The following is a 13665-nucleotide window of genomic DNA, read 5'->3' as shown; positions in this document are numbered from 1 at the left end:
CTACCAGATCCGGACGCGCTCCTCAGGTGCGAGGTAGAGGGCGTCGCCCGGCTGGACGTTGTACGTCGAGTGGAACTCGTCGAGGTTGCGGACCACCCCGTTGCAGCGGAACTCTGCCGGTGAGTGAGGGTCGGTCGCGAGCCGCTGGATCGCAGCCTCGTCTCGCATCTTCGTCTGCCACACCTGCGCCCAGCTGAGGAAGACGCGCTCGGTGCCGGTGAGCCCGTCGACGACGGGCGCGGCGGAGAGCTCTGTGCCGAGAGCGAGGCGATAGGCCTTGAGAGCGATCGACAGCCCGCCGAGGTCGCCGATGTTCTCGCCGATGGTCAGGGCTCCGTTGACCGGGTGCTCCGGGCCGAGCTGGGCGGGGTAGACGGCGTCGTACTGGTCGACGAGGGACGTCGTCCGCCTCTCGAACTCGGCTCGGTCCGAGCTCGTCCACCAGTCTTCGAGGCGTCCGGCGCCGTCGTACTTCGACCCCTGGTCGTCGAAGCCGTGCCCGATCTCGTGACCGATGACGGCCCCGATGCCGCCGTAGTTGGCAGCGTCGTCGACCTCCGGGTCGAAGAACGGGGGCTGGAGGATCGCAGCCGGGAAGACGATCTCGTTCATCGACGGGTTGTAGTAGGCGTTCACCGTCTGCGGTGTCATGTGCCACTCGTCGCGGTCGATCGGCTTGCCAATCTTGGCCAGCTCGTGGTCGAGGTCGAACGCGTTAGACCGGCGGACGTTCCCCAGGAGGTCGTCTGCCTCGACGACGAGCGCCGAGTAGTCGCGCCACCGCACCGGGTAGCCGACCTTGGGAGTGAACGCGGCGAGCTTCGCGAGTGCCTTGGTCTTGGTCTCTTGCCCCATCCACTCGAGAGCGACGATGGACTCGCGGTACGCCTGGATGAGGTTCTTGACGAGGACGTCCATGCGCTCTTTGTGGCTGCGGGGGAAGTGTCGCTCCACGTAGACCTCGCCGACAGCCTCGCCGAGCGCACCCTCGACGAGCGAGACACCGCGCTTCCACCGCACGCGCACCTCTTGCGTGCCGGAGAGCGTGCGCCCGTAGAAGTCGAAGTTCGCGTCGACGAAGGCGTCCGAGAGGTAGGCCGCGCGGGCAGAGACGAGGTGGTAGGCCGCCCACGTCTTCCAGTCCTCGAGCGGCACGCTCTGCCAGAGCGAGGCGAAGCCCTCGAAGAACTCTGGCTCCCGCACGACGACGTCGTCGAGAGCGTGTGCTGGGGCGCCGATGGCGGTTGCCCAGGCGCGCCAGTCGAACCCGGGCGCAGACTCGGCGAGGGCGTGCATGGTCGTCGGGTTGTAGGTGAGCTCGGAGTCGCGGTCGCGGACGACGTCCCAGTGGTGGCTGGCGAGCTGTGTCTCGAGCGAGACGATGCGCGCGGCGCAGTCGGTCGCAGACTCGGGACCGCAGATCTCCGCGAGCTCGAGCATCCGGGCGACGTGGGTGACGTAGGCCTCCCGGATCTCGGCGTACTTGTCGTCGCGGTAGTAGGACTCGTCCGGCAGCCCGAGCCCTGCCTGGTAGAGGTGCACGACGTACTTCTCCGGGTCCTTGGCGTCGTTGTCGACCCAGAACCCGAACGCGCCCGCCCCGCCGGTTCGCTGGAGAGCGCCGAGCGCGCCGGTGAGCTCAGCCTGCGTGGTCGCGCCGGCGATGAGAGCGAGGTCTGACGCCAGGGGGTCCGCGCCGAGCGTCTCCACCCGCTCGGTGTCCATGAAGCTCGCATAGAGAGCACCGATCTGCGCCGACACTCCGGACAGACCCTCCTGGTCGGCCAGCTCTTCGATGATCTCGCGGACGTGCGCCTCTGCGTCGTCGTGCAAGACGCGGAAGGCCCCGTCCGCGGCGCGGTCTCCTGGGATCACGTGAGAGGCGAGCCACCGTCCGTTGACGTGACGGTAGAGATCGTCTTGGGGGCGGACCGCATCGTCGATCGCGGTGAGGTCGATCCCGGACCGGGTGCTGGGTGCAGCCCCGGCGGTGTCATCTGTAGTCATACGTCCCAGGTTAGGCGGTGTGCCCCGTACCGCGCCTCCGCGTGACGATGTCACCGGCGCGGCCCTCGAGAGATGCGGCATGATGGTGCCATGCGCGTTCACATTGCCTCTGACCATGCCGGTTTCGAGCTGAAGTCCTTTCTTGCCGAGCACCTTCGCCACGAGGGCCACGATGTCGTGGACCACGGCGCCCACGCCTTCGACCCGCAGGACGACTACCCCTCGTTCTGCATCGCAGCCGGCGAGGCTGTCGTCGCCGAGCCGGGATCTCTCGGGATCGTCATCGGTGGTTCGGGCAACGGCGAGCAGATCGCCGCGAACAAGGTGGACGGGGTGCGTGCCGCTCTGGCCTGGAACCTCGACACCGCGCGGCTGGGACGTCAGCACAACGACGCGAACGTCGTCGCCGTCGGAGCGCGTCAGCACACGCCCGAGGAGGCTGCGTCGTTCGTGGACGTGTTCCTCGCGGAGCCGTTCAGCGGCGACGCCCGGCACCAGCGCCGCATCGACGAGGTCAGCGCGTACGAGGCCGACCGCTGACCACGTCGCCAGCTGCTCGATGCACGTCGACGTCTGATCACCCAGGTGCCTGAAGGTCACACCGTCCACCGGCTCGCCACGACGTTCGGCAGGCTGTTCGGTGAGCAGGATCTGGCGGTCTCGAGCCCGCAAGGTCGCTTCGCTGCCGGTGCGGCACGACTGGACGGGAGAGTCCTCGTAGCGAGCGAAGCCTGGGGAAAGCAGATGTTCCTCGGGTTCGCCGAAGCACGGTCCAGCAGAGAGAACGACGACCTGCGCTGGCTGCGGGTCCACCTCGGGCTCTACGGCGCATGGACGTTTGCGGGCGACCCGGGTGCTGACGTCGTGCACGCGATCGGCGCTCCGCGACGCCGTGTCAGCGAGACCGACCGCACGACGACCCTCGACGGGGTCGAGGCGAGCGACGGACCGTGGGCGCCACCTGCTCCTCGAGGGCAGGTCCGGGTCCGGATCGCCTCGGCGCACGCTGTCGCCGACCTCACCGGCCCGACGGCCTGCGAGGTGATCACCGGTCCGGAGAGGGCCACGGTCCTCGGACGGCTCGGTCCGGACCCGCTCCGCGACGACGCTGACCCGGAGGCGTTCGTCGCAGCGCTCACGCGCTCCCGCAGCAGCGTCGCCCTCCAGCTGATGAACCAGGCGGTGCTTGCTGGGGTCGGCAACATCTACCGTGCGGAGTCCCTCTTCCGTGCTCGTCTCGCCCCGGCGACCCCTGGGACGGCGGTTCCGCGGGAGACTGCGCTCGACCTCTGGGCCGACCTCGTCGGTCTCATGCGCGACGGCGCCCGGGTGGGCGCCATCGTCACGACACGGCCCGAGGACCGGGGAGCAGTCCCTGCAGCCGAGGGAGGCGCTCCGACCGAGCCGGCCAGCAGGCGCCGGCGCCGACGGACGCTCCAGAACACGGACGGTCAGCGGGACGCCGTCCCGAGCGACGAGGCGTTCTACGTCTACCACCGTGACGGTCTGCCGTGCCGGGTGTGTGGCACGACCGTCGCGCGCGCGGACCTCGGGGGACGCACGCTCTTCTGGTGCCCGCGCTGTCAGTCGCTCTGAGCGACCGCCGACCGACGCACGACGGGCCTGGGTGAGGAGCAGCGATGGACGAGGAGTACATGGAGGCGGTTCTCGACCTCGTCGAGACGATCCCCGCAGGCCAGGCGATGACGTACGGCGGGATCGCGCTCGTGGTCGGGACTGCGCTCGGCCGCGGCGGGCCTCGTCAGGTCGGGCAGGTCCTGAGCCGTGCAGGCGCGGGTGTCCCGTGGTGGCGGGTCGTCAACGCTGCTGGTGCTCCTCCGCGCCACCAGACCTCGCTGGCGATCGAGCGGCTGCGCGCCGACGGCTGCCCGTTGGTGGGCGACGGTACGCGTGTCGATCTGCGTGCCGCCGCCTACCAGCCTCGATGACCGTCCTGGCTCAGCCGAGCGCGCCGGCAACCGTGACGAGCGCTCGCGCGTCGCCCTGGACGATGATCGTCGTCACGGCGGTGTCCTCCCATGCACGGAGCTCGTCGCGGATCTTCTCCGGGGGCCCGACCAACGCGATGTCTTCGACGAGCGCCGTCGGCACTGCGGCGGCGGCTTCCTCGCGGCGACCGGCGCGGTAGTGCTCCTCGACCTCGTCGCAGGCGTCGGAGTAGCCGAGACGGTCGATGGCGTTGCGATGGAAGTTGGCGCCCTTCGCTCCCATGCCGCCGATGTAGAGCGCGAGGAACGGGCGGACGGTGTCGGCTGCCTTCTCGACGTCGTCGTCGACGACGACCGGCACCGTGGCGGACACCTCGAACGTCTCGGCGGGGGAGCGGTCGGGTGAGCGCAGCGCGAAGCCCTCGGCAAGGAGCGCCCGGAAGTCGGCATCGAGTCGAGGCGCGTAGAAGAGGGGGAGCCACCCGTCGGCGATCTCGGCGGCGAGCGCGATGTTCTTCGGCCCTTCGGCGGCGAGGTGGATCGGCAGGTCGCGGCGCAGCGGGTGGACGGTGGAGCGCAGCGCCTTGCCGAGCCCGGTGATCGGACGCCCTCCGGCTGCCTCTGCGGTGAGCGGGAGCGTGTAGAACGCTCCGTCGTAGGTCACGGGGCGTTCTCGCTCGAAGACCTGACGGACGATCTCGACGTATTCGCGAGTCCGGGCGAGCGGACGGGGGTACGGCTGCCCGTACCAGCCTTCGACGACTTGGGGACCGGAGACCCCGAGGCCCATGATGAAGCGTCCTCCGGACAGGTGGTCGAGGGTGAGCGCGGCCATCGCGGCAGCGGTCGGTGTGCGTGCCGACATCTGCATGACCGCAGTCCCGAGCCGGATGCGGCTGGTGGAGGCGCCCCACCAGGCGAGCGGTGTGAGGGCGTCTGATCCGTAGGCCTCGGCTGTCCAGACGGAGTCTGCGCCGAGCATGTCTGCCTGGCGGACGGCGTCAGCGATCCCGGGGGGTGAGCCGGCGGACCAGTAGCCGGTGTGAACTCCGATGCGCATGATGATCCTCGTCGTTGAGGTGAGCGGGACACCGACAACCAACGTGAGACTGTCGGTACTACGTACTTGTCGAGAGCCTACTCGACTGCGTCCGTGCGACGCACCCGGTCGGCCAAGGTGTTGAGCAGCCCCGCGGCCGTCGCGGCGTCGTCCACCGTGACGACGAAGATCCCGCCGCCGGTGCGGGTCACCTCGAGCGTGTCGCCCGAGCGCAGCAGGATCCCCGTGCGGCCGTCCCGCGCCGTGCGCCAGCCCCACCCGCCGAACTCGGCGAAGCAGCGCACCGTCGTGGCGCGGGCCTGCACCACCTCGTCGAGCGGGATGTGGGACCGCGGGATGCCGAGCGAGGACCTGACGCTCAGGCCTGTGTCGTCCACCCGGACGATCCAGCTGAACATGGATGCCACGAGGGCCACCGTGCCGACAGGCACGAGGAGCATCCACCAGTCTCCGGTCGCGATCGCCAGGGTGCCGGTGGCGGCGGCCGCGAGGAAGCCGACCGCCAGGCCGGCGCCCCCACGGACGCGTCGGAACCACATCGCTCGCTCGGCGTCTCCGAGGGGTACCCGGCTCGCGTCGGCGGGGACGGGGTCGGTCGTCGGTCGAGGAGCCCCGGCAGGCGTGAGCAGCGCGACGAGAACCCCAGCGACGGTGGCGAGGCCGAGAGCGAGGACGATGACACCGCCGATTCCTCCGACGTCGGCGGCGTCTGCGAGCCCCTTCTGGAGGTGCAGCATGCCGAGCGTCACGACCGAGAGGAAGGCGGCGAGCCAGACGTTGGTGCCGTTGATGAGGCGGCGTGTCGAGGCGAGCGCCCCTCGGTACCAGGCGAAGGCCCACAGGCCGACGACGAACGCCGTGCCGACGATCAGCGGGACGGCGACGGCACCGGTGAGGCTGGCGAACCCGTCGACCCCGTCGGTGCCCCAGTGGCTCGCGACCGGATCAGGGAGCACGTCCTTCCACGACCATGCCACTGCTGTGGTCGCTCCGAGGAGGGCCAGCGGCAGGGCGAGCGCGAGTGCGGTCGTCGAGCGGCGGTGCGTGGAGGGCGGGGGAGCGGTGTGACCGGTCATGCGAGGGTCTCCTTGAGCAGGGCGAGCGTGGTCTCGGGGGAGAGGTGGAGGACGTGGGCCTCGTGGGCGACGACGGCGAGCGCTGCTCGGAGCGCGGCGTAGTCTGCGCCGGCGCGCTCGGTGAGGACGGCGCCGCGACCGCGGCGCAGGTCGATGAGTCCCTCGTCGCGCAGGTCCTGGTAGGCGTGCAGCACGGTGTGGACGTTGAGGCCGAGGGAGTCGGCCAGGTCGCGCGCGGCCGGGAGCCGTTCTCCGGGCTGAAGGTCGGCTCGGGCGGCTGCCAGCCGCACCTGGCTCGCGAGCTGGGCGAAGAGGGGCTCGGGGGATGCGGGGTCGATTCGGAAGAGCACAGTCTTACAATAGTTGTTCTAGTCCAATGCGCACAAGCAGGGAGTGTTCACCAGTGACCCCGGCCGCACACGAGAGCGGACCAGGTGCTCGGTGCACCTGGTCCGCTCTCGTCGTTCTCTCGTGCGTCTCGTCATGATGCCGTCCCTCGACGACGACCACCGGCCTAGATGAAGATCGCCGGGTCCTCGCAGTGCTCGACAGCGGGCGACGACGCCGGCCGAGACGTGGACCTCGCCGGCACACCGACCGCGACGTCGCCCGCGGAGACGTCCTTGACGACGACAGCGTTCGCCCCGATCTGCGCGTCGTCGCCGATCCACACCGCACCGAGCACCTTCGCGCCGGCGCCGACGACGACCCGGTCGCCGAGGGTCGGGTGACGCTTGCCGTGCGACATGGACCGCCCACCGAGCGTCGTGTTGTGGAAGAGGGTCACGTCGTCACCGACGACGGCCGTCTCCCCGATGACGACCCCCATGCCGTGGTCGATGAACAGGCGTCGACCGAGCGTCGCTGCGGGGTGGATCTCGATGCCGGTGGCCGAACGGGTCGCCTGAGAGATGAGCCGCGCCGGGAGGCGCAGACCGGGGTGATTCCACATCCGGTGCGTGAGGCGATGCGCCCAGAGCGCGTGCACACCGGGGTAGGCGAGAGCGACCTCGAGAACGCCTCGCGCGGCCGGGTCGCGATCGAGCGCAGCATTGAGGTCCTCCCGCAGGAGCTGCCATGCGGCCTGTACTCGTGTCATGCCCTGGGTGTCCTGTCGGTGTGGTGAGCGGTGCAGACGGGTGCGGCGCGTTCGCCGTCGTGGCTGTGATGGTGCGGTCGTGGTGGGGCGGCGAACCGGCAGCCCCACCACGAGACGGTCAGTCGAGCAGGTCGGCGTAGAGGATCGACGTGAGGTAGCGCTCCCCGAACGACGGCACGATGACGACGATGAGCTTGCCGGCGTTCTCCGGACGCTTGCCGATCTCGAGCGCCGCGTGGATCGCAGCGCCAGACGAGATGCCGACGAGCAGCCCCTCCTCCTTGGCGGCGCGGCGCGCGACCGCTACGGACGTCTCCGCGTCGACGTCGAAGACCTCGTCGTACACGGTGGTGTCGAGGATCTCGGGGACGAAGTTCGCGCCGATGCCCTGGATCTTGTGCGGGCCGGGTGCGCCACCGTTGAGGATGGGGGACTCCGCGGGCTCGACCGCGACGATCTGGACCTCGGGCTTGTACTTCTTGAGGACCTGGCCCACACCGGTGATCGTCCCGCCGGTGCCGATGCCTGCGACGAAGATGTCGACGGCCCCGTCGGTGTCGGCCCAGATCTCTTCGGCTGTCGTCGTGCGGTGGATCTCGGGGTTCGCCTCGTTCGCGAACTGGCTCGCGAGGATCGACCCAGGACGCTCGGCAGCGATCTCGTTCGCCTTGTTCACGGCGCCCTTCATGCCCTCTGAGCCGGGCGTGAGGATGAGCTCGGCCCCGTAGGCGCGCAGGAGGGCGCGGCGCTCCTTGGACATGGTGTCTGGCATCGTGAGGACCACGTCGTACCCGCGGGCGGCCCCGACGAACGCGAGCGCGATGCCGGTGTTCCCCGAGGTCGCCTCGACGATCGTCCCGCCCGGTGCGAGCGTGCCCGACTTCTCGGCTGCGTCGATGATCGCGACCCCGATGCGGTCCTTCACGGAGTTCGCCGGGTTGTAGTACTCGAGCTTCGCGACGACGGTCGCGCCGACGCCTTCCGTGAGGCGGTTGAGGCGGACGAGCGGGGTGTGGCCGACGAGCTTCGTCACGTCGTCATAGATGCGTGCCATGGGTGGGGTCCTTTTCTGGGGTGGTCGCTGAGACCAGGTGGGGGTGACGCCGGTGCGACGGGGGAGGAGGGGGTGCTGCTGAGCGACGCCGGGCGCCGCAGAGGGCGCGCGGAAGATCGGTCAGGGTGGTGGCGCGAGGCGACCACGGGGGTGTGGAGCATTGACGGGACGCGCGCGAGGCGGTCGCGGGTCAACGCTCTAGAGACACCGACAGCACGCGGGGCGACGGGTGCACAGGACGAGCGCGGGGCGGGTCGGGATGATGACCTGCAGGCTCACTGCGCTTCCTCTCGTCGTCGCGTCGCTCCGTCGCGCAAGGATGCGCTCCGGATGCTGTCAGACCGACTGTATCCACGGTACGCGTGGCATGCAACGTCCAGGCCCGCTCCACGCTCAGGGCGAACGCGGCACGGGGTGGTCTGACAACCTCAGCCGGACGGCGCCGAGAGCCGTGAGGACGGGGCCTGCGTCGAATGCTGGTGGCTGGGTCGCGAGATAGGCGTCGTGGAAGGCCTCCGTCTCGAGGCGCAGCGCGCGCCGTGTCTCGCCCGTGGTGACCGGTTCGAGCCGGTCGATGAGCTCCACCCCCGCGCGGACGACGAGCGGGTGGTCCATCGAGTAGGTGCGCAGCGCGAGGAAGACGTCGGCGAGCACCTCGGCCGGGGTCGGCCAGGTGCACAGCACGCGGAGCCGGTGCTCGTCGTCGGCGTGCTCGTCCGGTCTGGCCGGGCGCGAGCACAGTGTCGTCAGGGCGACGCTGAGGGCGTCGATCGCCGAGACGCACGTGTACGGGTCGTTCGTGCCTGCGGCGAGACCACGGATGCCGATCTCGACGAGCCCTTGCGCGGCGTACCGGAGATCCTGGTGCGGCGTCCGAGGCGTCGCGACGGTGAACGCAGACGCGACCGCCGACGCCAGCGACGTCGTCGACCCTCCACGAGGCGCCGACGGGTGCGCGTGCTCGTGCCGTGCGTCGACGATCGACTCGGCGATCGGCTGCCCCGCAAGGACGTAGGCTCCCGGCGTCGCCAGGACGCGCACGACCACGTCGGCGGACCGTGCTGCCGAGACGAGCTTCCTCAGGTCGACGTGCTGGACGTATCCCGGCGACGTGGCCCTGAAAGTCTCGTCGGTCGTGGTGACGTCCGGCACGCTGTCCTTCGTGGTCTCGCGTGCTGGCTCGTCGGGATAGACGAGGTCGACGACGTCGAGCAGCTCGGCGAGGACGCGGCTCTGCAGCGTCGTCACCTGGACGGAGCTCGCGATGTGGTGGATGAAGTACACGAGCACAGCGACACCGCACGTCGCGAGGAGGACCGCGACGCTGACGGCGACGCTCGGGACGAACGCGACGGTCGAGTCTTGCTCGGTGCGCACAGCACGGAGCACGACGAGCGAGTAGAGGAACGTCGACGTGTGCACCGCGAGGACGACCTGGTTCCCGCGGTCCGCCATGAAGTTGCGGACGAGGCGCGGCCCGTAGGTCGAGGACGTCGTCGCCAGGACCGAGATCGTGATGGAGAACGAGGTGGCCGCGACACCGAGCATGGTTCCGCCGATCGCGGCGAGGATCGCGCGCCCGCCGGTCGCGGAGAGGTCTGCCACGAGCGGTATCGACCGGACGCCGTCGGCCTGCAGGATCCGGTCGACCTCGATGAGCGCGAGGGCGAGGAGAACTGCCCCGGCGCCGCTGAGGGCGGGGATGAACCAGAAGGACTCTCGGGCACGTAGAAACCGCGAACGCATCTGCGAAGGGTATCCCTCGATCGTGGACGAGGGAGTGTTCTTGATGTGTCTGCGGCGAGGATTCCAGCAGATCAACGAGGTGGAGCGGGCGACGAGAATCGAACTCGCATCATCAGTTTGGAAGACTGAGGCTTTACCACTAAGCTACGCCCGCTTGGTGCTCCGTCCCACAGCTCTCCCGTGGTCGACGCAGCGGGAGCAACCTTAGCAAATGTTTTGGGTGGGTGGCGCGCGGGGCTCGTGGGTCGTGGTGGCGCGCGCAGCACTGCTTGGCGACCACTACACTTGCTCCGTCGCGTCGTCTGGACGATGCACGAGCATCGGGGTGTGGCGCAGGTTGGTAGCGCGTCCGGTTTGGGGCCGGAAGGTCGCAGGTTCGAATCCTGTCACCCCGACGATGATCACAGGGCTGCGTTCGATAGGACGCGGCCCTGTGGCGTACCATCTACTGGTCGCTCGTGGGTGCTCCGTGGCCCACGAGGGGGAGCAGCGTCGCTGCGACGCGACAGTCGTTCCCGCGAGACCCGAGAAGCTCAGAATTGTCCGTGCCGGGCACTCGGCACGCCACCAATCAGTTGGAGATCATCGAAGTGAAGAGCGCCGTCGAGACCCTGGACCCGACCAAGGTCAAGCTGACCGTCGAGGTGGAATACGACGAGCTCAAGCCGAGCATCGATCATGCCTACAAGCACATCGCTGAGCAGATCACCGTCCCGGGCTTCCGCAAGGGCAAGATCCCCGCACGCATCGTCGACCAGCGCGTCGGCCGCGGTGCGGTCCTCGAGCACGCGATCAACGAGTCGCTGTCCGGCTTCTACCGCCAGGCCGTGACCGAGACCAACCTCCGCCCGCTCGGTCAGCCCGAGGTCGAGGTCATCAAGGTCCCCGACCTCGACGGCACCGAAGGCGAGCTGCACTTCACCGCCGAGGTGGAGGTCCGTCCCGAGGTCGAGCTCCCCGAGCTCTCCGGGATCACCGTCACGGTCGACGACCTCGAGGTCACCGACGACGACGTCCAAGAGCGCCTCGACGCGCTCCGTGAGCGCTTCGGCACTCTCGTGGGCGTCGACCGTCCCGCGGTCGACGGCGACTTCGTCGTGCTCGACCTGACGGCCAAGGTCGCCGGCGACGAGGTCGACAGCGTCTCGGGCGTCTCCTACCAGATCGGCTCGGGCAACATGCTCGAAGGCCTCGACGAGGCGCTCACGGGACTGTCCGCTGGTGAGACGACCACGTTCGTCGCTCCGCTCGCCGGTGGCGAGCACGAGGGCGCCGACGCTGACGTCACGGTGGTCGCGACGACCGTCAAGCAGCGTGACCTCCCCGAGGCGGACGACGACTTCGCCCAGCTCGCCAGCGAGTTCGACACCCTCGAGGAGCTGACCGCCGACCTGCGCGAGCAGGCCGCGAACATCAAGTCCTCCAACCAGGCCGTCCAGGCCCGTGACCTCCTCCTCGAGGAGCTCACGAAGGGCGACGTCCCCTTGCCTGCCGGCGTGATCGAGGCCGAGGTCGTCCGTCACCTCGAGGGCGAAGGCCGCCTCGAAGACGCAGAGCACCGCACCGAGGTCACCGAGCAGACGGAGACCGCGCTGAAGAACCAGATCGTGCTCGACATCCTCGCTGAGCAGCTCGAGATCAAGGTCGCTCAGAACGAGCTCCTCGACTACCTCGTCAACGCGAGCCGCCAGTACGGCATGGACGCGAACACGTTCATCAAGACGATCGACGAGAACGGCCAGATCCCGGCCATGGTCGGCGAGGTCGCTCGGTCCAAGGCCCTGGCCGTCGCGCTCCGCCAGGTCACGATCCTCGACGGCGCGGGCGCCGACGTGGACCTCTCGGACTTCATCGGCTCGGACGAGGACGACGCCGCCGTGGCTGTCGCCGCCGACGAGACGGTCGCCTCGGACGAGACCGAGGACGCCGCTGTCGTCGAGGCCGACGAGAAGGCCTGACACCGGTTGCACGTCACGACGGCCCCTGCCTCTCGAGGCGGGGGCCGTCGTCGTCGGTCCTCCACCCGCCTGGATGAACAGCGGCCGCAGACTGCGCCCAAAGCGAAACACTGCCGTTCAGGGACGAAGCAAGGGTGTGTTGCGCGTTAGGGTCACTGCAACGCACAGCAAGCAGTGAAGCGATGGGAGATGGCGTGAACGAGCAGATGCCGATGGCAGCGCGCGGTGATGTGGCCGGACTAGGTTTGAACGACAGCATCTACAACAGGCTCCTCAAGGAGCGGATCATCTGGCTCGGGTCAGAGGTCCGCGACGAGAACGCGAACGCGATCTGCGCACAGATGATGCTGCTCGCGGCCGAGGACCCCGAGAAGGACATCTACCTCTACATCAACTCCCCGGGCGGCTCCATCACCGCCGGGATGGCGATCTACGACACGATGCAGTTCATCCAGCCGGACGTCGCGACCGTCGGGATGGGGATGGCCGCATCCATGGGCCAGTTCCTGCTCTCCTCCGGGGCCAAGGGCAAGCGTTACGCGACCCCGCACGCACGCGTCATGATGCACCAGCCCTCCGGAGGCATCGGCGGCACAGCCACCGACGTCCGGATCAACGCCGAGCTCATCCTGCACATGAAGCGTGTCCTCGCCGAGCTCATCGCCAGCCAGACCGGCAAGACCGTCGAGCAGATCCACACCGACTCCGACCGTGACCGCTGGTTCACGGCTCCTGAGGCTCTCGAGTACGGCTTCATCGACCACGTGGTGACCCACGCAGGCTCGGTAGCCGGCGGTGGCGGCACCGCGACGTCTTGAGCCCGCGTACGCAACTGTTGAGACATCGAGGAGCAACCGCATGAGCAGCATTGAGTCCCAGTTCATCTCGACCGCACAGCGCCTCGCCGGCGCCGGCGGTCGGGCGATGCCCTACGGCGCACCGTCGTCCCGCTACGTCCTCCCGCAGTTCGAGGAGCGCACCGCCTACGGCTTCAAGCGTCAAGACCCCTACACGAAGCTCTTCGAGGACCGCATCATCTTCCTCGGCGTCCAGGTCGACGACGCATCGGCAGACGACGTCATGGCGCAGCTCCTCGTGCTGGAGAGCCAAGAGCCGAACCGCGACATCATCCTCTACATCAACTCGCCTGGTGGCTCGTTCACGGCGATGACCGCCATCTACGACACGATGCAGTACATCACGTCGCAGATCCAGACCGTCTGCCTCGGCCAGGCCGCATCAGCGGCGGCCGTGCTCCTCGCAGCAGGCGCTCCCGGCAAGCGGCTGGCGCTCCCGAACGCTCGGGTCCTCATCCACCAGCCGGCGATGGAAGGTGGCGGCTACGCGCAGGCGTCCGACATCGAGATCCACGCCAACGAGCTCATCCGCATGCGGGAGTGGCTCGAGGGTACGATCGCACTTCACACCGGTCGTGACGAGGCTCAGGTGCGCAAGGACATCGAGCGTGACAAGATTCTCAGCGCGAAGCAGGCTGTCGAGTATGGACTCGTCGACCAGGTGCTCGAGAGCCGCAAGGCGCTCACGCTGAAAAAGTCGTGATCTCCCTTTAGTCCGGGGGTGATTCAGGTACCATCGGAGCGCCATACAGACAATGGCGTTCCAGTGGTGTGGAATGGATGCAACGAACATCTCTCCGTGGTGCGCGCCCACAGGGCGCGCACGGCGTGAGGTGTCTATCCGGCCCATCCGGGGGCG

13 protein-coding genes and 2 tRNA genes are annotated in these 13665 nt (G+C 68.8%); 7 read left to right on the top strand and 8 right to left on the bottom strand.

Annotated elements, in window-relative coordinates:
- Complete coding sequence (locus ATL42_RS07425; RefSeq protein WP_098454803.1) at window positions 1–2007, bottom strand: M13 family metallopeptidase; 2007 nt, start codon at window positions 2005–2007, stop codon at window positions 1–3.
- Window positions 2008–2097: 90 nt separating this feature from the next.
- Between ATL42_RS07425 and ATL42_RS07420 the strand changes: the two genes are divergently transcribed.
- Genes ATL42_RS07420 through ATL42_RS07410 form a run of 3 tightly spaced genes read left to right on the top strand, consistent with a single transcriptional unit; the run spans window position 2098 to window position 3956 of the window.
- A complete protein-coding gene (locus ATL42_RS07420; RefSeq protein WP_098454802.1) occupies window positions 2098–2547 on the top strand; it encodes a ribose-5-phosphate isomerase in 450 nt (149 codons plus the stop codon).
- A gap of 45 nt (window positions 2548–2592) precedes the next feature.
- Window positions 2593–3603, top strand: a complete 1011-nt coding sequence (locus tag ATL42_RS07415; protein WP_098454801.1) for an Fpg/Nei family DNA glycosylase — start codon at window positions 2593–2595, stop codon at window positions 3601–3603.
- Window positions 3604–3647: 44 nt separating this feature from the next.
- Window positions 3648–3956, top strand: coding sequence for an MGMT family protein (locus tag ATL42_RS07410; protein ID WP_098454800.1), 309 nt, complete (start codon window positions 3648–3650; stop codon window positions 3954–3956).
- Window positions 3957–3966: 10 nt separating this feature from the next.
- Here ATL42_RS07410 and ATL42_RS07405 read toward each other — a convergent pair whose 3' ends face one another.
- The 7 genes from ATL42_RS07405 to ATL42_RS07375 all read right to left on the bottom strand — a co-directional run bounded on the left by ATL42_RS07405 (window position 3967) and on the right by ATL42_RS07375 (window position 10145).
- Window positions 3967–5016: an LLM class F420-dependent oxidoreductase gene (locus ATL42_RS07405; RefSeq protein ID WP_098454799.1), complete on the bottom strand. Its 1050-nt coding sequence runs from the start codon at window positions 5014–5016 to the stop codon at window positions 3967–3969.
- A gap of 77 nt (window positions 5017–5093) precedes the next feature.
- Window positions 5094–6092: an SdpI family protein gene (locus tag ATL42_RS07400; protein ID WP_098454798.1), complete on the bottom strand. Its 999-nt coding sequence runs from the start codon at window positions 6090–6092 to the stop codon at window positions 5094–5096.
- A complete protein-coding gene (locus ATL42_RS07395; RefSeq protein WP_098454797.1) occupies window positions 6089–6442 on the bottom strand; it encodes a GntR family transcriptional regulator in 354 nt (117 codons plus the stop codon). The genes ATL42_RS07400 and ATL42_RS07395 overlap by 4 nt, the downstream gene beginning before the upstream one ends.
- Window positions 6443–6606: 164 nt before the next feature.
- Window positions 6607–7191, bottom strand: a complete 585-nt coding sequence (gene epsC, locus ATL42_RS07390) for a serine O-acetyltransferase EpsC (protein ID WP_098454796.1) — start codon at window positions 7189–7191, stop codon at window positions 6607–6609.
- A gap of 118 nt (window positions 7192–7309) precedes the next feature.
- Complete coding sequence (gene cysK, locus ATL42_RS07385; protein ID WP_098454795.1) at window positions 7310–8245, bottom strand: cysteine synthase A; 936 nt, start codon at window positions 8243–8245, stop codon at window positions 7310–7312.
- A 393-nt stretch (window positions 8246–8638) separates the two neighbouring features.
- Window positions 8639–9991 carry a DUF2254 domain-containing protein gene (locus ATL42_RS07380; protein ID WP_098454794.1) on the bottom strand — a complete coding sequence of 451 codons (1353 nt, stop codon included), beginning with the start codon at window positions 9989–9991 and terminating at the stop codon, window positions 8639–8641.
- A gap of 80 nt (window positions 9992–10071) precedes the next feature.
- Window positions 10072–10145 (bottom strand) — tRNA-Gly (locus ATL42_RS07375).
- A gap of 167 nt (window positions 10146–10312) precedes the next feature.
- Between ATL42_RS07375 and ATL42_RS07370 the strand changes: the two genes are divergently transcribed.
- The 4 genes from ATL42_RS07370 to ATL42_RS07355 all read left to right on the top strand — a co-directional run bounded on the left by ATL42_RS07370 (window position 10313) and on the right by ATL42_RS07355 (window position 13509).
- Window positions 10313–10386: transfer RNA gene (locus ATL42_RS07370), tRNA-Pro, on the top strand.
- Window positions 10387–10581: 195 nt separating this feature from the next.
- Entirely contained in the window at window positions 10582–11949 is a 1368-nt protein-coding gene (tig, locus tag ATL42_RS07365) for a trigger factor (protein ID WP_098454793.1), read from the top strand.
- A 194-nt stretch (window positions 11950–12143) separates the two neighbouring features.
- On the top strand, window positions 12144–12767 hold the full coding sequence (locus tag ATL42_RS07360; protein WP_098454792.1) for an ATP-dependent Clp protease proteolytic subunit: 624 nt from the start codon (window positions 12144–12146) through the stop codon (window positions 12765–12767).
- Between the two features lie 40 nt (window positions 12768–12807).
- Entirely contained in the window at window positions 12808–13509 is a 702-nt protein-coding gene (locus ATL42_RS07355) for an ATP-dependent Clp protease proteolytic subunit (protein ID WP_098454791.1), read from the top strand.
- Window positions 13510–13665: the final 156 nt, after the last annotated feature.

Source organism: Sanguibacter antarcticus, from assembly GCF_002564005.1.
Taxonomy (GTDB): domain Bacteria; phylum Actinomycetota; class Actinomycetes; order Actinomycetales; family Cellulomonadaceae; genus Sanguibacter; species Sanguibacter antarcticus.
Note: the sequence above shows the minus strand (reverse complement) of the source record. Positions and strands in the feature narration are given on the sequence as shown.